Annotated in this window: 17 protein-coding genes and 1 pseudogene; 10 read left to right on the forward strand and 8 right to left on the reverse strand. The window is 70.6% G+C overall.

The window, feature by feature from the left end; all coding sequences use genetic code 11:
* Window positions 1–242: 242 nt before the first annotated feature.
* From AX018_RS22990 to sctC, 4 genes are read right to left on the reverse strand one after another with little or no spacing between them, the layout of a single operon-like run.
* Window positions 243–677: a hypothetical protein gene (locus AX018_RS22990; protein ID WP_111882357.1), complete on the reverse strand. Its 435-nt coding sequence runs from the start codon at window positions 675–677 to the stop codon at window positions 243–245.
* A 16-nt stretch (window positions 678–693) separates the two neighbouring features.
* Window positions 694–957: a hypothetical protein gene (locus AX018_RS22995; protein WP_111882360.1), complete on the reverse strand. Its 264-nt coding sequence runs from the start codon at window positions 955–957 to the stop codon at window positions 694–696.
* Between the two features lie 20 nt (window positions 958–977).
* Window positions 978–1,973, reverse strand: a complete 996-nt coding sequence (gene hrpD5, locus AX018_RS23000; RefSeq protein ID WP_111882362.1) for an HrpD5 family protein — start codon at window positions 1,971–1,973, stop codon at window positions 978–980.
* A complete protein-coding gene (sctC, locus tag AX018_RS23005; protein WP_111882365.1) occupies window positions 1,970–4,030 on the reverse strand; it encodes a type III secretion system outer membrane ring subunit SctC in 2,061 nt (686 codons plus the stop codon). Before sctC ends, hrpD5 begins: the two co-directional genes overlap by 4 nt.
* 298 nt (window positions 4,031–4,328) lie before the next feature.
* On the opposite strand from sctC, the gene AX018_RS23010 reads away from it, so the two are divergent.
* Both AX018_RS23010 and AX018_RS23015 read left to right on the forward strand, forming a co-directional pair.
* Window positions 4,329–5,828, forward strand: coding sequence for a class I SAM-dependent methyltransferase (locus AX018_RS23010; RefSeq protein ID WP_111882367.1), 1,500 nt, complete (start codon window positions 4,329–4,331; stop codon window positions 5,826–5,828).
* Window positions 5,828–6,610 (forward strand): lytic transglycosylase domain-containing protein, encoded by a 783-nt coding sequence (locus AX018_RS23015; protein WP_111882369.1) that lies wholly within the window; start codon window positions 5,828–5,830, stop codon window positions 6,608–6,610. Before AX018_RS23010 ends, AX018_RS23015 begins: the two co-directional genes overlap by 1 nt.
* A gap of 148 nt (window positions 6,611–6,758) precedes the next feature.
* Here AX018_RS23015 and AX018_RS23020 read toward each other — a convergent pair whose 3' ends face one another.
* The 4 genes from AX018_RS23020 to AX018_RS25960 form a co-directional block, all read right to left on the reverse strand.
* Window positions 6,759–7,574 (reverse strand): hypothetical protein, encoded by an 816-nt coding sequence (locus tag AX018_RS23020; protein WP_146749417.1) that lies wholly within the window; start codon window positions 7,572–7,574, stop codon window positions 6,759–6,761.
* Window positions 7,556–8,044 (reverse strand): GNAT family N-acetyltransferase, encoded by a 489-nt coding sequence (locus AX018_RS23025; protein ID WP_111882373.1) that lies wholly within the window; start codon window positions 8,042–8,044, stop codon window positions 7,556–7,558. The genes AX018_RS23020 and AX018_RS23025 overlap by 19 nt, the downstream gene beginning before the upstream one ends.
* Window positions 8,045–8,083: 39 nt before the next feature.
* The gene (locus AX018_RS23030) at window positions 8,084–8,467 is read right to left on the reverse strand and encodes an HrpB1 family type III secretion system apparatus protein (protein WP_111882375.1); all 384 of its coding nucleotides are present in this window, start codon (window positions 8,465–8,467) and stop codon (window positions 8,084–8,086) included.
* A 118-nt stretch (window positions 8,468–8,585) separates the two neighbouring features.
* Entirely contained in the window at window positions 8,586–10,550 is a 1,965-nt protein-coding gene (locus AX018_RS25960) for a hypothetical protein (RefSeq protein ID WP_111882378.1), read from the reverse strand.
* Between the two features lie 494 nt (window positions 10,551–11,044).
* Here AX018_RS25960 and AX018_RS23040 point away from each other — a divergent pair, with 494 nt between their 5' ends.
* The 8 genes and pseudogenes from AX018_RS23040 to AX018_RS23070 all read left to right on the forward strand — a co-directional run.
* Entirely contained in the window at window positions 11,045–11,614 is a 570-nt protein-coding gene (locus AX018_RS23040) for an aminodeoxychorismate/anthranilate synthase component II (RefSeq protein WP_111882379.1), read from the forward strand.
* A gap of 75 nt (window positions 11,615–11,689) precedes the next feature.
* On the forward strand, window positions 11,690–12,361 hold the full coding sequence (locus tag AX018_RS23045; RefSeq protein WP_111882382.1) for a LysE family translocator: 672 nt from the start codon (window positions 11,690–11,692) through the stop codon (window positions 12,359–12,361).
* Between the two features lie 27 nt (window positions 12,362–12,388).
* The gene (trpD, locus tag AX018_RS23050; RefSeq protein ID WP_111882385.1) at window positions 12,389–13,432 is read left to right on the forward strand and encodes an anthranilate phosphoribosyltransferase; all 1,044 of its coding nucleotides are present in this window, start codon (window positions 12,389–12,391) and stop codon (window positions 13,430–13,432) included.
* An 11-nt stretch (window positions 13,433–13,443) separates the two neighbouring features.
* Window positions 13,444–13,593 carry a hypothetical protein gene (locus tag AX018_RS25360; protein WP_170146333.1) on the forward strand — a complete coding sequence of 50 codons (150 nt, stop codon included), beginning with the start codon at window positions 13,444–13,446 and terminating at the stop codon, window positions 13,591–13,593.
* Window positions 13,586–14,386, forward strand: a complete 801-nt coding sequence (gene trpC, locus AX018_RS23055) for an indole-3-glycerol phosphate synthase TrpC (RefSeq protein WP_111882387.1) — start codon at window positions 13,586–13,588, stop codon at window positions 14,384–14,386. The genes AX018_RS25360 and trpC overlap by 8 nt, the downstream gene beginning before the upstream one ends.
* Window positions 14,387–14,447: 61 nt before the next feature.
* Window positions 14,448–15,191, forward strand: a complete 744-nt coding sequence (locus AX018_RS23060; RefSeq protein ID WP_111882390.1) for a uracil-DNA glycosylase — start codon at window positions 14,448–14,450, stop codon at window positions 15,189–15,191.
* A gap of 404 nt (window positions 15,192–15,595) precedes the next feature.
* Window positions 15,596–16,504 (forward strand): hypothetical protein, encoded by a 909-nt coding sequence (locus tag AX018_RS23065; RefSeq protein ID WP_111882391.1) that lies wholly within the window; start codon window positions 15,596–15,598, stop codon window positions 16,502–16,504.
* Between the two features lie 33 nt (window positions 16,505–16,537).
* A pseudogene (locus tag AX018_RS23070) lies at window positions 16,538–16,641 on the forward strand (IS5/IS1182 family transposase); the annotation flags it as partial.

Consider the following 16,641-nt stretch of genomic DNA (forward strand, 5'->3'; position numbering starts at 1 on the left):
GTTGAGCAGGGCCTGCTTGGCCATGTTCTTCGTGCTGGCATCGGTCAATGCCTCCTGGTTCTTCATGTTCTGCTCTTGCAGGGCGATCGATTTCTTGGTCGCTGCATCTGCGCCGGAAGTGGACATGTGAGACTCCTTTGAGAGAAATTGCGGTCACCCGCGGTTTTTGAAGGCCGCACCTCGCGGTCTCCATTCGGTGGGCGCTTCGGCCGTGGGGCCGCCGCGCCGGTTCGTTGCGCCCGTCAGTGGATGACGGGCTTCGGGGCACGCCCCAGGAAATGCAGCACGCCCTGCGCGGCCTGCCGGACGGGCTGGTCCAGGCTGGTCGCGAGAACGTTGTCGATCCAGTGGCGCCATCCCGGATCGCCCTCGAAGAGCATGGTGATGGCGAGCGCGACTTTGCTCACGCCGTCCTCCGGGTTGTTCTCCACGTGGTGCAGCAGCTGGTCGCGCTCCTTGCCGCGCTGCCCGGCCATGGCCAGGACGATGTTGCGGTAGAGCATGTAGGTGCTGGAGTCCTCCAGCGTGGCCTCGACGGCCTGGCTGATGGTGTCGGCATCGCTGCCAACCCGGTACACGGTGCCCAGCAGCGCGACGCTCATCAGGTTGCGGTAGATCACCGGGTAGGGTGCGGGAGGCGCGACGGTCGCGGCTTTGGCGGGGGCGGCATGGATCATGGTCGTCTCCTCGCGGTCACACCGCCAGCGTCGTGCCGTGCAGCGTTTCCCAGATCTTTCTGATCACGCGCTGCGAGGCATTGAAGGCGTCGATGAGCTGGCCGATGAGCTGGCGCTCGGCGTCGACCTGGGCCTGGATCTTCATGGCGCTGCTCTCGCGGGCCACTTCGGTGAAGTAGCGGATCATGGCCCGTGCGCGGTCCCCGCTGAGGTCTTCGCTCAGGGCCTGTTCGAGATTTTCCAGATCGCTGAAGATGGTGGATTCGATGGATGCGGTCATGGTCTGAAAGGTCGTAAGGGTTAGCGGAAAGAAGAGGTGCGGTTCGCCACGGCCATCCGCGGAGAGGACGACAGCGACAGGTGTTTCACTCCGTCGCGCGTCTGCATGTACTGCAGTCCGTCGCTGTCCATCAGCGCGCTCATGGCCGGATGGGCTGCAGGGGGGCGTTCCGTCGCTGCGACGTCGATGCCGCGCACGAGCGGAGCCAGATCGGTGGCCACGCGCGCCGCGTTCTGGCGCAGGGTGGACAGGCTCGACACCTCTCCCGATACGGAGAAGAGTCCGTTGCCGTGGTGGGCCACGCGCAGGCCGGCCTGGCCCAGCGCGTCGGCGATGCTCTGCGCGACCTCGGTGGCCGAGGCGAAGGACTGCACGATGCGTTCGCCCTGGAAGCTGACGAGCCGCTGGCGCAGCGCGTCGGCATCGGCGGGCTGGCGCAGCAGGCCGCGCACCAACACGCCGTCGCCTTGCTGGACCACTTCGTAGCCGGACACCGAGGTTTCGGCCAGGGCGCGGTCCACGCGCATCTTCAGGGGCTCGGGCGGCAGCACGGCGGTCAGCGCCTTGCGTTCCGCGGGGTTCTGGGTCAGGGGCGCGACGGCGGCGCTGAGGGCGGCCGTCATCAGCGCGGTGCCCACGACCGCGGAGGTGACATGCGGCCACACGGCCCGGGTTTTCACCGCGACGGCGGGTGCTGCGGCGGCCACGGCCGGCTGGGTGAGCCGGGCGATGAGGTCGGCATCCGCGGGCCAGGGGGTGTCGGTGGGGCCTGCGCAGAGCACCACGTCGCCGAAGCGGCGGGGTGCGAAATCCTCCAGCGCCGCGGCTGCGCTGCCTTCGGATTGCATTGCGATGTGGACCATGCCGTCTTCTCCAGCGTCGATCACCACCGGTGCGGCAGTCCAGTCCAGGAGCTGGATATCTGCCGCGTCGTCCGCGCTGATGTGATAGCGCGTTGGAACCAACTCTATTTGGGCTCCGGCATGCTGGCCGGTCAGTATCCGAAGTTGCTTCATGGCTTGCGAACCTCTTGAGAGATGGAGGAAACCGTGCTGGACGGGCCTTGCGCCAGCACGCGGGGAGTGATCAGGAACAGGCGCTCGGTGCGCCGGGTCTGGCGCTCGGTGTTGCGGAAAGCCGCGCCCACCACGGGGATCTTGGACAGGCCCGGGACGGCGTTGTCCGTGGTGCTGTCGGATTCGACGGTGATGCCGCCGATCAGCAGGCTCTCGCCTTCGAGCACGTGGGCCTCGGTGCGGATCTCGGTCTTCTTGACGATCGGCACCTGGTCCACCACGTTCGTCTCGAACGCGCCGTCCTCGATGTAGAGCGTGAGCTTGATGTTGTTGACGCCATCCATGCGGGTGACCTGCGGCGTCATCTGCAGCAGCGTCCCGGCCTCGATCTGGAAGAGGTTGGCCTCCAGGTTCCCGGCGACGCGCACCGTGGCCACGCGCTTCTCGCGCATCACGGCGGCGCGGTTGGCCACGCCCAGCACCGACGGCTTGGAGAGGATGCGGGCCTTGCCCTGGCTCTGCAGCGCGTTGACGGTCGCGAGCAGGTGGCGACCCGCGTCGGCCACGATGGTGCCGAGGGCGGATGCGGCGTTGGGCACGGGCAGGTTCATCTGTACCGTGCTGGTGCCGGCGCGCAGGGACCAGTTCACGCCCAGCGCGTCCACGCTGTCGGAGTTGACTTCGATGATGGTCGCCTCCAGCTCGACCAGCTGGGGCTTCTGGTCGAGCCGGCGGACCAGGGCCTCGTACTCGTCCATGCGGTCGGCGCGGCCTTGCACCACCACCGAGTTGGTGCCCTCGTCGGCCTCGAAGCGCGGCGGCGCGTCCTCGGGCTTGTCGCCCGTCGCGTGCAGCGAGACGGGCTCGGGCGGGCGGGAGCCTTCGGCCGGATTGGCGCGCGGCAGCGGCGGCAGGAACTGGTTGGCGGAGGGCACCGGAACGTAGGCGCTCATCTTCTTGCGCGTCTGCTCGCGGATCTTCTCCACCGCCTCGGCGCTGGTGGCCCGGGATGCGGCCAGTCCCTCGCTGTCTTCCTTGCCGTAGAGCTTGCGCAGCGTCGAGGCCACGCCCGGCACGGTGGTGTCGCCCATGGTGCGGTCGCTGGCCGATGCGAACTGCAGGGCGAACACGCGCACCGTGCGCTCGGCGCTGGCGGTGACGCCCGCGTCCAGGGCTTCCAGGGCCGAGCTCACCAGCTCCACGTGGCGGGGCGGGCCCGAGACGTAGATCGTGCTGCTCGCGGCGTCGAAGCGGATCGGGTAGCGCTTGTCGCCCACGTCCAGCGATTGCAGCATCGACACGAGCTGGTCGCGGCTGAAGCCCTTGATGCGGAACATCCGGCTCTGGATCGCGCGGCCCGGATAGAAGTAGAGCGCCGAGCCGTCGTGGTACCACAGCATGTTGTAGGCCCGCGCCACGCTGTCGAGGAACTCGCGGGGCTTGGCATCGAAGTTGGCGTTCACGATGCCGTCCAGGCCGTCGGCCACCACGGCCGGGATGCCCTGGCTGGCGGCGAAGTCCTGAAGCACGTCCACCAGGCGCTTGCTTTCGGCGCGGTAGACGAAGCGCCCCCGGCCCCAATTCGCTTCCGAGACGCGGGAGGAGGGCACCAGCGTTTCGAGATTGCGTGTGGGAATGGCCGGTGCCGCCGCCACGGGCGAGGTGACCGGCGGGGTCCACGGGGTCAGGGTGGGGGGCGTTGCCGCGCCGCTGGTGGCCGGCATGGCGCCTGCCGAGGAGTAGGAGGCGGCGGCCAGTGCGTGGTAGGCCATGCGCTTGCCGCCCTTGCGGGGAGTGGCCTCGGGGGCGGCAGTCGCCACGGGCGCGGCCGTTTCGGCGGGCGGGGTGTCCAGGGCCGGAACGATCACGGCCGCTCCTGCCTGGGACGGGGGCAGGCTGGTGAGGGTGGCGCTCAGCTTGAGAGGCGATGCCTGCGCGCCGGGCGCGGCGGCCAGCAGGCCCGCCATGCCCAGCGCGAGCGCGGCACCGGCCAGCACGCTGCCCGGCAGTCCGGCGCTGGCGGGCCGTGGTCGATGGGCGAGGTGGGTGGGCTTCACTGGGGCGCTCCGGTTGGTGTCGTCTTGGGGGAAAGCTTAGGAGCCGCTGGGGCGTGCCGTGCCCCCGGATGCGAAGCCTTGGGAGGGCTTGCGAAGGTGGCCGGAATGCCGGCCGGCCGGGGGTGTTCCTTCGCCTTTCGGGCCATTGCTTCGACCGCGTGCGCCGCGATCGGGCCACCCCCGGGTGCAATCGGATGCGTGTGTCTCCATTTCCCGCGCCCGCGATGCGCGGGATGTCCCTCCTGCCATCGCCGGCCCCGCCGCGCGGCCGGCCCCCTCGTCTCCCGAAAGGAAAAAGATGTCCCTCCCCCGCACCGCGCCGAACGAACTGGTCTACACCCATGGCTACTACAGCGCCCTGTCCCCGGGCGTCATCGCGGCCGCGCTCGAATCGCGCGGCCTGCGCGCGCCGGATCTGCAGGCGCCGTTGTGCTACTTCGAGCTGGGCATGGGCTTCGGGGTATCGCTGCTCGCCAACGCGGCCAGCTTTCCGCACATGCGCTTTTTCGGCAACGACTTCAATCCCGCGCACGTGGCCTATGCCCAGGACCTGGCCCGCGAGGCCGGGCTGTCCAATGTCGAGGTGTTCGAGGACGGCTTCGAGGCGCTGCTCGACCGCGACCTGCCGCCCATGGATTGCATCGTGATGCACGGCGTCTACTCGTGGGTATCGCCCGCGCTGCGCCAGGCGATCGCGCGCTTCATCGAGCGGCGGCTCAAGCCCGGTGGCGTGGTGTACGTGAGCTACAACGCGCTGCCCGGCTGGGCGCCCCTGCTGCCGCTGCGCGAGCTTTTCCACCTGCACGCGTCCCACCTGGCCCCGGCGGACGCGGATGCGCCCACACAGCTGCAGGGCGCGCTGGACTTCATCCAGCGCCTGTCCGACTGCGGCGCGGGCTACCTGCAGTCCCACCCCGCGGTGCACGAGCGCCTGCGCCATGCGCAGGCCGAAGGGCCGAACTACGCGCTGCACGAGTACGTGGGCCCCGATTCCCACCCGCTGTACTTCCACCAGGTGGCGGCCGAGCTGGCACCCGGCGGGCTGGCTTTCGCCGCGCCGGCCGTGCTGGCCGAGCAGGTGGAGTCCGCCTGCATGCCCGAGGGGCTGAGGGCGCTGCTGGAGTCCACCCAGGACCCGGTGCTGCGGGAGACCCTGCGCGACTACGGCCTGAACCGTTCGTTCCGGCGGGATCTCTTCGTGCGGGCCCCCGAGGCGCTGCCGGCCACGGAGCGGCGTGCCCGGGTGCTGGAGCGCGAATGGGTCCTGGCGGTGCAGCGCAATGCCGTGCCCGCGTGCGCGGCCCGCGATCTGGCGGCGGACCTGCTCGGCGGCGAGGCCCTCGAACAGCTCCTGGACGTGCTGGAGGCGGGGCCCGCCAGCGTGCAGGACCTGCAGACCCGGCCGCTGCTGCGCAACCTGTCCGCGCAGTCGCTGCACGACGTGCTGATGCTGCTGGCCAGCAGCGACCTGGTGATGCCGGCGCTGCCCGGTGCGCTGCGCGAGGCGGCGCGCGCGAGCGTGGGGGCGTTCAACGCGGCGGTGCTGGCGCGCGGCGGCAGCGATGGCACCCGCCATCTGGTCTGCGGCGCGACGGGGCTGGCCGTGGAGTGGTCGCTGCCGGCGATGTGGCAGATCCGTGCCGCGCAGCGCCACGGCGACGACGTGCTGGCCATCGCCCAGGACATGGTGCACGACATGGGCGGCCCGGAACTCCAGGACCTGGAGGCCATGGCCGGCAGTGCCCAGCGCTATCTGGCCCACCGGGCGCCGCTGCTGCGCCGGCTGGAGGTGGTGTGATGGCGCGCCCGGTACGCTGGGTGCGCGGCGCCCTGAAAATGGCCGTCCTCGGCACGTTCGCGGCAGGCTGTGGCGCCGCGGAGGCGGGCGCCTATGACTGCCAGCTGCCCGGAGGCTCCGCGCTGCGGGTGCTGGGCGCGGACATCGCGAAGCGCTTTCCGTCGATCGGCAGCTCCTGCCACATCGCGCTGTGGATTCCTGCGCCCGAGCCGCAGCCGGAGGGGGCCGCCCAGGGGTCGTCCGTCTGGCCCGAGGTCCGCGTGATCCATGCCCCCGCGCCCCGGTACGTGTACGGGGCTCCGGTGGGCGCGTATGCGGCCGCGCCGGGCATGCGCTGGCCTGCGGATGGCGTGGCGCGCGGGCCGGGCATCAGCGCCAAGGCCGAGGCGCTCGCGCCCATCATCGAATCGGCGGCGCAGCGCCATGCCATCGATCCGCACCTGGTGCGCGCGGTGATCCAGGTCGAGTCGGCCTACTCGCCCCGCGCGCGCTCGCCCAAGGGCGCGATGGGCCTGATGCAGCTCATGCCCGCCACGGCCGCGCGCTTCGGGGCCAATACCGAGGCCGAGATCCTCACGCCCGCCGTGAACGTGGACGTGGGCGTGCGCTACCTGCGCTTCCTGGCCGACCGCTTCGACGGCCGCACCGATCTCGTGCTGGCGGCCTACAACGCGGGCGAGGGCGCGGTGATCCGCCATGGCTACCGCATTCCGCCCTACCGCGAGACGCGCGACTACGTGCGCAAGGTGCTCGATCTCTATCCGCCCACGGCCTCGCGCTGAAGGCCGCGCGCACCGCGCCGTGGCGCCCGCAGGGGTGCCACGGCTTTTTTTTCGGTTTCTCTTCCCCTAAAAAAAGAAGGATGGCGGGCCCGACGCCCGCCATCCTCGAAGTGCCTGCGGCCCGGAGGGAACCGCGCGGCAAGGGGAATCACTGCAGGCAGGCGTGGATCGCCTCCGCGTATACGCCGTCGCCGCACACCAGCGAGGGCATCAGCACCGAGGCGGGGATGGGAAGGTCGGTCAGCAGCCAATGCAGCAGCGGCGCGGGGCCGAGCCGCGCGGCCAGGTCCATGGCCGGCTGCGACAGCGCCACGGCCGTGTCGCCCAGGCTGCGCTGCGCGAGGGCGCGCGCCGTCTCCAGCATCAGCGCGTGGCTGGTGCCGAGCGCCGCGTCGGTGGCATCGCCGGGCATCAGGGGCCGGCGCCGCGCCGTGCCGGGCACCTCGGCCATCCGCACCAGGGACGAGATCAGCGCGGCCGATGGCGCGGCGTTCTCGAAGCTCTGCTGCGCGTCCACCACCAGCCATTCCTGCATTTCGTCGATGCCGACGACGCTGGGGTCGCGCGAGCCCGCGGGACTGAACTGGCCGGTGAGGCGCTGGAAGTCCACGCTGCTGGCATAGACGTGGGTGAGGCGGCTGTCCACCAGCAGGCGCAGCGTGGTGTTCAGCGCGGTGCAGCCCGGTCCGGCCAGCGTTTCGAGGCGCAGCAGCAGGCCCTGCAGCGCCAGGTGCAGCCGCGTGAGCGACGTCACGCCGCCGGCGAAGCGCAGGTGCGAGGACACCCAGAGCCCGGAGGTCTGGGGAAATCCGTCGTCGAGCAGCACGGGCGGATCGACCAGCGAGAGCAGCCGCAGCTGCACGCCGGGGCCGCCCGAGCGCGAGACGAGCCGGCTTGCGCCGGAGCGCCACGCCGACGAGGGCGGGGAGGGGAGCGGGGGGGATGTCAATGGGGATGCATGCATGGCGTCACCTGTACGGGGGGAGGGAAAGGGACTCGCGCGCGCTGGCGAAAGGGGTAGGCGGTCTTGCGGGTGCCGCCCTGCGGCACCAGCCGGTAGAGGATGTCGTCGTCGCGCTCGCCGGAGCGCGGCCAGCCGTGCCGGTCGAGGAAGCGCAGGCAGCGGAGGTTGTCCCGCTCCACGGCGACGGTGATCTCGCGCTGCAGCGAGAACAGCCACTGCAGCGCCGGCTTGAGCAGCAGCGCCCAGCGGCCGTGGTATGCCGGCAGCACGGCGATGTGGGCCTCCTCCCCGTCGAACAGGATGCCGCCGATGGGCTTCCCGTCGGCCTCGAAGCCGATGGAGGGGCAGTCGGTGTAGAAGTCGGCGAACCTCTCGCGTGTCACGGCATCGGCATAGCCCTGCGCGCCGTAGCGCAGGGAGTCGGCGTCGTAGAACACGCCCAGGTCCGCGCGGTCGGTCAGCCTCAGCATGGTGGCGATCCTCCGGAAAAGGTTGCGTGGGCGCGGAGGTCAGGCCGCCAGTGCGGTGTCTTCCTCGGGCTCCATCTGCAGCAGCTCGCGCATGGCCTTGCGCACGAACGAGTCGTCGCTCTCCAGGCATTGCTGCGCGTGGTAGTGCCAGGTCGGGTCGCCGAGGATGTTCAGGCACAGGGCCTTGAGCTCGGGCGCCGTGTCTTCGCCGAGCGAATTCAGGTACTGCAGTGCTTCGGTGATGTAGCCGCGCTGGATCGCGATGAGCACGGGGAAGATCAGGTATTCCTCCGTCTCGGGGCTGAGCGCGTTCATTTCCTCGAGCAACTGCTCGGCTTCGTCGAGCCGGTCGTCGCGGAGAGCGTCCACGATGCGCACGGCCAGGGCTGCGGCAGGGTCATTCGGGAGTTGGGATTCGTCCATGGCAGGCGAGCCTTTACTGGAAGAGAGGATCGGATGGAGCGGCGGTGGAGCCGCCGCCCCGCTGTGTGGCGCCGGGCGGGTGCGTGGCAGGGGAGCGATCCTCTGCCGCGCGCCCGTCTCAGGCGCGGATCTGGTACTGACTGAGGCGCGTTTCGAGCTGCATCTGCACCGAGACGGAAGTCGCGCCGCCGCCCAGGGGAAGCTTGTCCTGCAGGCCCTGCTCGACGCTCTGGCGCGCGGCCTGCGCGATGGCGCCGCCGACCGCGTCGAACACGTCGCGGGTGGCCTGCGTGATGGGCTGCACGGCGGCGTCGCGGGCGATGCCGGCCAGCTCGTCGCGCGTGGGCTTGAGGCCCGCGCCGCCGCCCTGCAGGCCCTGCATCAGCCGGCTGGTGATGGCGTCGCCGGCCTGCGTGGTGGCCTGCCCGACGGTCTGCTCGATCGATGCGAGCATCTGCCGCTTGATCGCGGACGCCGCCTGGCGGGCGAAGTTCTGCGGGCCCGCCACCGGGGCGGTATCGGCATCGGCCGCTTGCGAGAGCGCGGCGAGCCCCTTCAGCGATTGCGGCGACATCTGCCGCAACCCGCCCTGGATCGCCTCCAGGATGGAGCGCGCGACCACCTGCTGCACGAACTGGTCCACCGCCTGGTGGATGGCGCTCTGCGCCGCGAACTTGGTCGCGTCCACGGTGGCGGTCTTGACCGCGCGGGCCTGGTCGGCGAAGGAAGCGCGCGAGCCGTCGGCGTTGCGGCGTCCGGAGAAGGCCTGGCCGAGCGCGGCGTCCGTGGCGCTGGCGAGCACGTCCGTGCCGGCCGTCGCGAGGAACGCGCTGGAGCCGGTGGCGTCGGCGGTCGCTCCGCCCACGGCCTGGTAGATCGCGCCCTGCGCGGCGCTCTGGACCGTGAACTGCGCGCTCTGCAGGGCGGCGTCGGTGGTGGCGGTCTTGACCGCGCGGGCCTGGTCGGCGAAGGAGGCGCGCGAGCCGTCGGCGTTGCGGCGCCCGTTGAACGCCTGCGTGAGGGCGGCTTCCCCGGCGCTGGTGAGCGCATCGGTGCCGGCGTTCGCGAGGAACGACCCGCTGCCGTTGCCCGAGGCCATGTCGCCCGTGACCTGGTACAGGGCGCTCTGCGCGATGTCCTGGGCCGCGAACTGCGCGCTCTGCAGGGCGGCGTCCTTGGCGGCGTTGCCGGCTTCGCGGGCCTGCTCGGCGGCCGAGGCGCGGGAGCCGTCGGCGTTGCGGCGGCGGCCCGCGAGCGCCTGCGCGATGGCGGCATCGGCGGCGCTGCTGACGGCGTCCGTGCCGGCATTGGCCAGGCGCGAGTCGCCGTCGGGGTCGATCGTCATCTGCACCTTCATCGTCAGGGTGCTCACCTGCTCCTGGGCGAAGCCGAGGGCGGCATCGCGGGCCGTGGTCTGCACGGCGTCCTTGGCGCCCTGGCGAAAGCCCACGGAGCCGGTGTCACTGCCCGCGTAGCGCCCGGCCCGGGTGCTGCCCAGCCCGCCCGTCACGGCGGCGCCCACCATGTCGGTGGCGAGGCCGCCGAGGCGGGACGTGCCGTTGGGGTCCAGCACCTTGGCCGCGACCTTCGTCGCCTCCTGCGCCGCCAGATCGATGGTGGCATCCACCGCCAGGCGCGCCATGTTCTTCGCCACGCCGCCGGGGCCGAAGTTGGAGGCGGTCTCGGCGACCCCCATGGCCAGCTGCGTCAGGCCCTGGAACGCCTTCGACAGGTTGCCCTTGGCGATGCCCTTGGCGGTGTTGACCACGCCCTGCTTGATGTTGGTGAGGCCGCCTTCCACGCTGTCCACGGCGGTGTCGGCGATCTTCTGCGCGGCGCTTTGCACCTTTCGCAGCATCTTGTCCACCGCCCCGTCCAGTAAGGTGTTCGCCGCCAACGCCGCCGGCATGAGGTTCATGGCGCCCCGGGCGATGTCCATGCCGGCGCTGGCCAGGCCTTTGAGGCCGGCGGCGGCGGCCTTGAGATTCAGCGTGACGAGTCCCTTGGCGATCTGGCCGACGCTGTTGACGGCTTTCTCGATCCCCCTTCCGATTGCCTGGAAGGCCTTCTTGATGGCACCCATGGGTATTACTCCTTGCAGTTGAGGTTGAAGAAGCACTGGACGCACCCAGGAACTCTCACCATGGGATGGGGACCGGACGGCCAACGCGCAGGCCCCCAATGTGACGGGCGGTGCTTCCCGCGCGGGGCGCCCGGGCGATGGGGTGTAAGAGGATGCGAAAGAAATGCAGGGCGGGAGGGCGCGGGCCGCGCCGCCGGCGGAGGCCGGAGCCCGCCGCGCCGGCATGGCTCGCCGGCCGGGTGATAATGCCGCGCATGCCGTGCCCGCACACCTTCCCGCTCCAGCCCTGGCAGACGGCCTTTCCGGGGTTCCGTTGGCGCAAGCCTGCGAACTGAACGCCCCCCAGCGCCCGCGATCCGGGCGCATCCCCCCTTGATGCCTCCTCCCGCCCGAGGGCCCCGCGCAGCGCGGTGCGCCAGGGCGTGCAGGTACCGTCCATTCAGGGGCCGTCGGACCCGCCACGGGCCCGGCCCCGTCCGCAGAGGAAGAGCGCCATGCTGCTGATGATCGATAACTACGACAGCTTCACCTACAACATCGTCCAGTACCTCGGAGAGCTGGGCGCCGAGGTGGAGGTCCACCGCAACGACGAGATCACGCTGGAGGAAATCGCCGCGCGCCGGCCCCGGCAGCTCGTCATCTCGCCCGGCCCCTGCTCGCCCGCCGAGGCCGGCGTGTCGGTGGAGGCCATCCGCCACTTCGCCGGCAAGCTGCCCATCCTGGGCGTGTGCCTGGGCCACCAGGCCATCGGCGCGGCCTTCGGCGGCAAGATCGTGCGCGCGCAGCAACTCATGCACGGCAAGACCAGCGTCATCACCACCACCCGGCAAGGCGTGTTCGCGGGCCTGCCCGAGCAGTTCACCGTCAACCGCTACCACTCGCTCTCGATCGATCGCGCGAGCTGCCCCGAGGTGCTGGAGGTGACGGCCTGGACCGAGGATGGCGAGATCATGGGCGTGCGCCACAAGGAACTCGACATCGAGGGCGTGCAGTTCCACCCCGAGAGCATCCTCACCGAGCACGGCCACGCCATGCTGAAGAACTTCCTCGGGCGTGAGGCATGACGCACGCGGCCGCAGCCCAGGCGGCCGCGCCGCTGTTCCTCGCCCCCGCAGCCCTTCCTCTCCGGTAGCCACGCCATGCCCGATTTCCAGCACCTACTCCTGTTCATCGCCGCCGGCTGGCTGCTGAACCTCACACCCGGCCCCGATGTGTTCTACATCGTCACGCACGCGCTGCGCTTGGGTGCACGCGCGGGCATCGTGGCGGGCCTGGGCATCACGGCCGGGTGCTTCGTGCACGTCGCAGCGGCGGCGCTTGGCGTGGGGGCGCTGCTGGCCACCTCGGCCACCGCGTTCACCGTGCTCAAGTGGGTGGGCGCGGCCTACCTGCTGTGGATGGGCGTGCGCATGCTGCGGGCGCGCCCGGGCGGGGGGCTGGCGGCCGTGGCCAGCGCGGCCGGCACTGGCGCGCAGGCCGGCAAGGCGCCGGCCACGCCGCTACGCCAGGTCTTTCTGGGCGGGTTCTGGACCAACGTGCTCAACCCCAAGGTGGCCATCTTCTTCCTTGCCTTCGTGCCGCAGTTCATCGCGCCGGGCACCGACCACAAGGCGCTCGCCTTCGTGCTGCTGGGCTCGCTGTTCAACATCAACGCCATTCCCGTCAACATCGGCTGGGCCCTGGCCGCCGCCTGGATGGCGCGGCGCGTGGGCCTGGTGCAGCGCCGCATGCACTGGCTCGACCGCGCCGCCGGCGCGATGTTCGTCGGCTTCGGCATCAAGCTCGCCCTGTCCGAGCGGCCCGGCCCCTGAGTTCCGATTCCCGAAAGGTTTTCCCGCATGTCCATCACTCCCCAGGAAGCGCTGCAGCGCACCATCGAGCACCGCGAGATCTTCCACGACGAGATGCTGCACCTCATGCGCATGATCATGAGCGGCGAGCTCTCGCCCGTCATGACCGCGGCCATCGTCACCGGCCTGCGCGTGAAGAAGGAAACCATCGGCGAGATCACCGCCGCCGCGCAGGTGATGCGCGAGTTCTCCCGCAAGGTCGCCGTGCGCGACACCACGCACCTCGTGGACATCGTGGGCACGGGCGGCGATGGGGCCAACACCTTCAACATCTCCACCTGCGCGATGTTCGTGGCCGCCGCCGCGGGGGCCAAGACCGCCAAGCACGGCGGGCGCGGCGTCTCCAGCAAGAGCGGCAGCGCCGACGTGATGGAGTCGCTGGGCGTGCACATCGACCTGCCGCCCGAGGCCATCGCCCGCTGCATCGAGGACGTGGGCATCGGCTTCATGTTCGCGCCCAACCACCACCCGGCCATGAAGAACGTGGCGCCCGTGCGCAAGGAGCTGGGCGTGCGCACGATCTTCAACATCCTCGGGCCGCTCACCAACCCGGCCGGCGCGCCCAACATCCTCATGGGCGTGTTCCACCCCGACCTCGTGGGCATCCAGGTGCGCGCGCTGCAGCGCCTGGGTGCCGAGCACGCCATCGTGGTCTATGGCCGCGACGGCATGGACGAGGTGAGCCTGGGCGCGGCCACCATGGTGGGCGAGCTGAAGGACGGCGAGATCAGCGAGTACGAGATCCACCCCGAGGATTTCGGCATGCCGATGGCCAGCAACCGCACGCTCAAGGTCGAGACGCCCGAGCAGTCGCGCGAGATGCTGCTGTCGGTGCTGCGCGGCGAGGGCGGCCCCGCGCGCGACATCGTGTGCCTGAACGCCGGCGTGGCGCTGTGCGCGGCGAACGTGGCCGGCTCCACGGCCGACGGCATCGCGCGCGCGCGCGCGGCGCTGGACTCGGGCGCGGCGCTGGCCAAGCTCGAACAGCTCGTGGCCCGCACGCACGCGCTGGCGGCGGTGCCCAAAGCCTGAGCGGGGCCGGCATGTGGCGCGACAGCGGCACCTGGATCGCCCTGGGCGTGTCCCTGGTCTTCATCGTCGCGGGCATCGTGATGCACCGCGTCTTCATCCGTATTCTGAAAACGGGCTCCCCCGAACCGGAAGCCCCTGTGAAAGCCTCCGACCATGAGTGACATCCTGAACAAGATCGTGGCCGTCAAGCGCGAGGAAATCGCGACGGCGCAAAAGAAGATGCCGCTGGCCGCGATGCGCGCCGACGCCGAGAGCCGCGTGCTCACGCGCGACTTCGAGGGCGCGCTGCGCGGCAAGATCGCCCGCGGCCAGGCGGCCGTGATCGCCGAGGTCAAGAAAGCCAGCCCCAGCAAGGGCGTGCTGCGCGAGGACTTCGTGCCCGCCGACATCGCGCAGAGCTACGCCGAGGGCGACGGCAAGGTGAGCGCGGCCTGCCTCTCGGTGCTGACCGACCGGCAGTTCTTCCAGGGCCAGCCCGACTACCTCAAGCAGGCGCGCGCGAGCTGCCCCCTGCCGGTGCTGCGCAAGGACTTCATGGTCGATGCCTACCAGATCTATGAGTCCCGCGCGATGGGCGCCGACGCCATCCTGCTGATCGCGGCGTGCCTGTCGGACGCGGAAATGGCCGACTTCGAGGCCATCGCGCGCGGCCTGGACATGGCCGTGCTGGTCGAGGTGCACGACGGCGCCGAGCTGGAGCGGGCCCTGAAGCTCAAGACCCCGCTCGTGGGCATCAACAACCGCAACCTGCGCACCTTCGAGGTGTCGCTGGAGACCACGCTCTCGCTGCGCAACGAGGTGCCGCCCGACCACCTGCTGGTGGCGGAATCCGGCATCCTCGCGCCCGGCGACGTGAAGACCCTGCGCGATGCCGGCGTGCACGCCTTCCTGGTGGGCGAGGCCTTCATGCGCGCCCCCGACCCGGGCACGGCCCTGGCCCGGCTGTTCGCCTGATTTGCTACTGTTTTTGTAGCTGATCGCGTAGATAAATCGCCGACGTGGAGGCTTTCTGACCATGAATACCGCTCCGCAGGACCTTTCCGGTCCGCCCACGCAGCTGCAGGACGCCGACCCGGCCGACTGGCCCGTGGCGCCCGGCTGGCAGCCGCTGGTGGACGAGTTTTTCGCCGGCGCGCGCGGGCAGGCGCTGCAGGCGTTCCTGCGCCAGCGCCTGGAGGCCGGCGCCACCGTCTTCCCGCCCCGGCCGCTGCGCGCGCTGGAGCTGACGCCGCCCGAGCAGGTGCGCGTGGTCATCCTGGGGCAGGACCCCTACCACGGCCGGGGGCAGGCCGAGGGCCTGGCGTTCTCCGTCGCGCCGGGCGTGGCGCTGCCGCCCTCGCTGCGCAACATCTTCAAGGAGCTGCAGCGCGACCTGGGCACGCCCTTTCCCGCATGGCCCGAGCCGGGCGGCAGCCTCGTGAAGTGGGCGAGGAACGGCGTGCTGCTGCTCAACACCTGCCTCACGGTGGAGGAGGCCCAGCCCGCGAGCCACGCGGGCAAGGGCTGGGAGCTGCTCACCGACGCGGTGATCCGCAAGGTGGGCGAGGGCGAGCGCCCGGCGGTCTTCATGCTCTGGGGATCGCACGCGCAGTCCAAGCGCCCGCTGATCGACGCGCGCCGGCACCTGGTGCTCACGGCCAACCATCCCTCGCCGCTCTCGGCGCTGCGCCCGCCCGTGCCCTTCATCGGCTGCGGGCATTTCGGCCGGGCACGGGAGTTCCGCGAGCAGCAGGCGGCGCGCCAGCCCCACGGCGACTGACCGGCCGCCCACGCGGACGGGAGAGCTTCGCCGAGCGGTGCATGGCTTCGCGCCGCCGACGTGCCACAGTGCCGCCGCGGCGCAGCATGGTTCCTGTCGGATGATGGGCTGGCGGCGCGGTGTTCGCGCGGGCCCGCATCCGTGGATTGACCGTCAGGCGGGCCACCATGCCAACAGGAAATGTGAATCGGAGCCACCGCGCGCAGCGCGGCGGCACAACCCCGCACCAGACCACTGGCACGGGCACCACCGGCCGGCGCGGCAGCACATCGGCGTCGCAGGGCGGCGCCGCGGCGCATATTGCCCCGCGCGCGCAGGGCGCCGGGCCGTCGGCAGGAACGGGCGCGCAGGGCCGGCAGCCGAGAGCATCCCTGCCCGCGCAGGCCCGGACCTCCCCGCCGCGCATGACCGACACGGCGGCGGGCACGGCGGTTGACAAGGTCATGGAGTTTTTCCGCCGGTCCGACGCTGCACTGGCGGAATCGAAATCCCGTCTCGAAGACGTCGTGCGCACGATGCCTGTCGCGTTCGCGATGACCCAGCGCGCGCTGGACGCCTTCCCGTACATGAACATATACCAGCTCCGGAGCGTACCGGGCCAGGAGAACCTGCGGTATCTCCTGAAGAAGCAGGCGACCCTGGCCTGTGACCTTGCAGGGTTGGCGATCGGCGAGCTGGAGATGCAAGACGCCGGCGGCGCGCTCATGTGGCGCATGCAGGCGGCCCAGGAGATGCGGATGGACCTGATGCCGGATTTCGACCGGGAGCTCGACGAACATCTGAAAGGTCTGGACGGCACGCTGGAGAAGCTCGAACCCTGGATGGACGCGGCGTCGGCATCCATCAAGGCCCTGGGCGACATGCCGGACCTCAAGACCGACCCTGAAATGGCCTACGCCATCACGAGTGCCGTGGTCGGTCTCACTGAAATGCGGTTGAAGCGCATCGAGAGGCATCTCGGCGGGATCGAACTCTGCATCCAGCGGCTGGACATGGAGTCCGGCCTGACCGGCACGCCCGCCGGGGTCGCGCTGGGTGCGTTGAAAGCCCGCATCACCGACCATGAAGAACTGCTGATGGCCCTGGATCTGCTGCTGGACGCGCGCGTGCCCGCGGCCCCAGAGAAAGTGGCGCAGCTGCAAGGCCAGCTGGACACGCTGCTGGGCGCGGCTCGGGCATTCGTCGAGGTGGCCGGCGCGCAGTTCGCCTCCGATGCCGACGAACCACCCACTGCGGCGGTGCGCGTGGCGCAGCACGCCCTGCACTCCGTCGCACGCGTCGCCGGCGAAATGGAGGAGGCCCTGGGCGCTTAGAGCGTGTTTACGATCTCCCCCGACAATCCTGGGGTGAAAAGAAAGCCATACCCAAGCGACATCAGTAGAGAGAAGTTTGCCGAGATCGAGCCGCTGCTGCGCAGCGTTCGGCGCAGCACCAAACCGATCAAGCTGGA

Origin of the sequence: Paracidovorax anthurii (genome assembly GCF_003269065.1) — a bacterium.
GTDB lineage: Bacteria > Pseudomonadota > Gammaproteobacteria > Burkholderiales > Burkholderiaceae_C > Paracidovorax > Paracidovorax anthurii.

What these genes read in the sequence shown, in the direction of transcription:
- hrpD5 (WP_111882362.1), bottom strand. Translation starts at nt 1,973, where the DNA reads ATGAAGCAACTTCGGATACTGACCGGCCAGCATGCCGGAGCCCAAATA.
- AX018_RS23020 (WP_146749417.1), bottom strand. Translation starts at nt 7,574, where the DNA reads ATGCATGCATCCCCATTGACATCCCCCCCGCTCCCCTCCCCGCCCTCG.
- AX018_RS22995 (WP_111882360.1), bottom strand. Translation starts at nt 957, where the DNA reads ATGACCGCATCCATCGAATCCACCATCTTCAGCGATCTGGAAAATCTC.
- AX018_RS23010 (WP_111882367.1), top strand. Translation starts at nt 4,329, where the DNA reads ATGTCCCTCCCCCGCACCGCGCCGAACGAACTGGTCTACACCCATGGC.
- trpD (WP_111882385.1), top strand. Translation starts at nt 12,389, where the DNA reads ATGTCCATCACTCCCCAGGAAGCGCTGCAGCGCACCATCGAGCACCGC.
- AX018_RS23065 (WP_111882391.1), top strand. Translation starts at nt 15,596, where the DNA reads ATGACCGACACGGCGGCGGGCACGGCGGTTGACAAGGTCATGGAGTTT.
- trpC (WP_111882387.1), top strand. Translation starts at nt 13,586, where the DNA reads ATGAGTGACATCCTGAACAAGATCGTGGCCGTCAAGCGCGAGGAAATC.
- AX018_RS23015 (WP_111882369.1), top strand. Translation starts at nt 5,828, where the DNA reads ATGGCGCGCCCGGTACGCTGGGTGCGCGGCGCCCTGAAAATGGCCGTC.
- AX018_RS23045 (WP_111882382.1), top strand. Translation starts at nt 11,690, where the DNA reads ATGCCCGATTTCCAGCACCTACTCCTGTTCATCGCCGCCGGCTGGCTG.
- AX018_RS22990 (WP_111882357.1), bottom strand. Translation starts at nt 677, where the DNA reads ATGATCCATGCCGCCCCCGCCAAAGCCGCGACCGTCGCGCCTCCCGCA.
- AX018_RS25960 (WP_111882378.1), bottom strand. Translation starts at nt 10,550, where the DNA reads ATGGGTGCCATCAAGAAGGCCTTCCAGGCAATCGGAAGGGGGATCGAG.
- AX018_RS23030 (WP_111882375.1), bottom strand. Translation starts at nt 8,467, where the DNA reads ATGGACGAATCCCAACTCCCGAATGACCCTGCCGCAGCCCTGGCCGTG.
- AX018_RS23025 (WP_111882373.1), bottom strand. Translation starts at nt 8,044, where the DNA reads ATGCTGAGGCTGACCGACCGCGCGGACCTGGGCGTGTTCTACGACGCC.
- AX018_RS23040 (WP_111882379.1), top strand. Translation starts at nt 11,045, where the DNA reads ATGCTGCTGATGATCGATAACTACGACAGCTTCACCTACAACATCGTC.
- AX018_RS23060 (WP_111882390.1), top strand. Translation starts at nt 14,448, where the DNA reads ATGAATACCGCTCCGCAGGACCTTTCCGGTCCGCCCACGCAGCTGCAG.
- AX018_RS25360 (WP_170146333.1), top strand. Translation starts at nt 13,444, where the DNA reads ATGTGGCGCGACAGCGGCACCTGGATCGCCCTGGGCGTGTCCCTGGTC.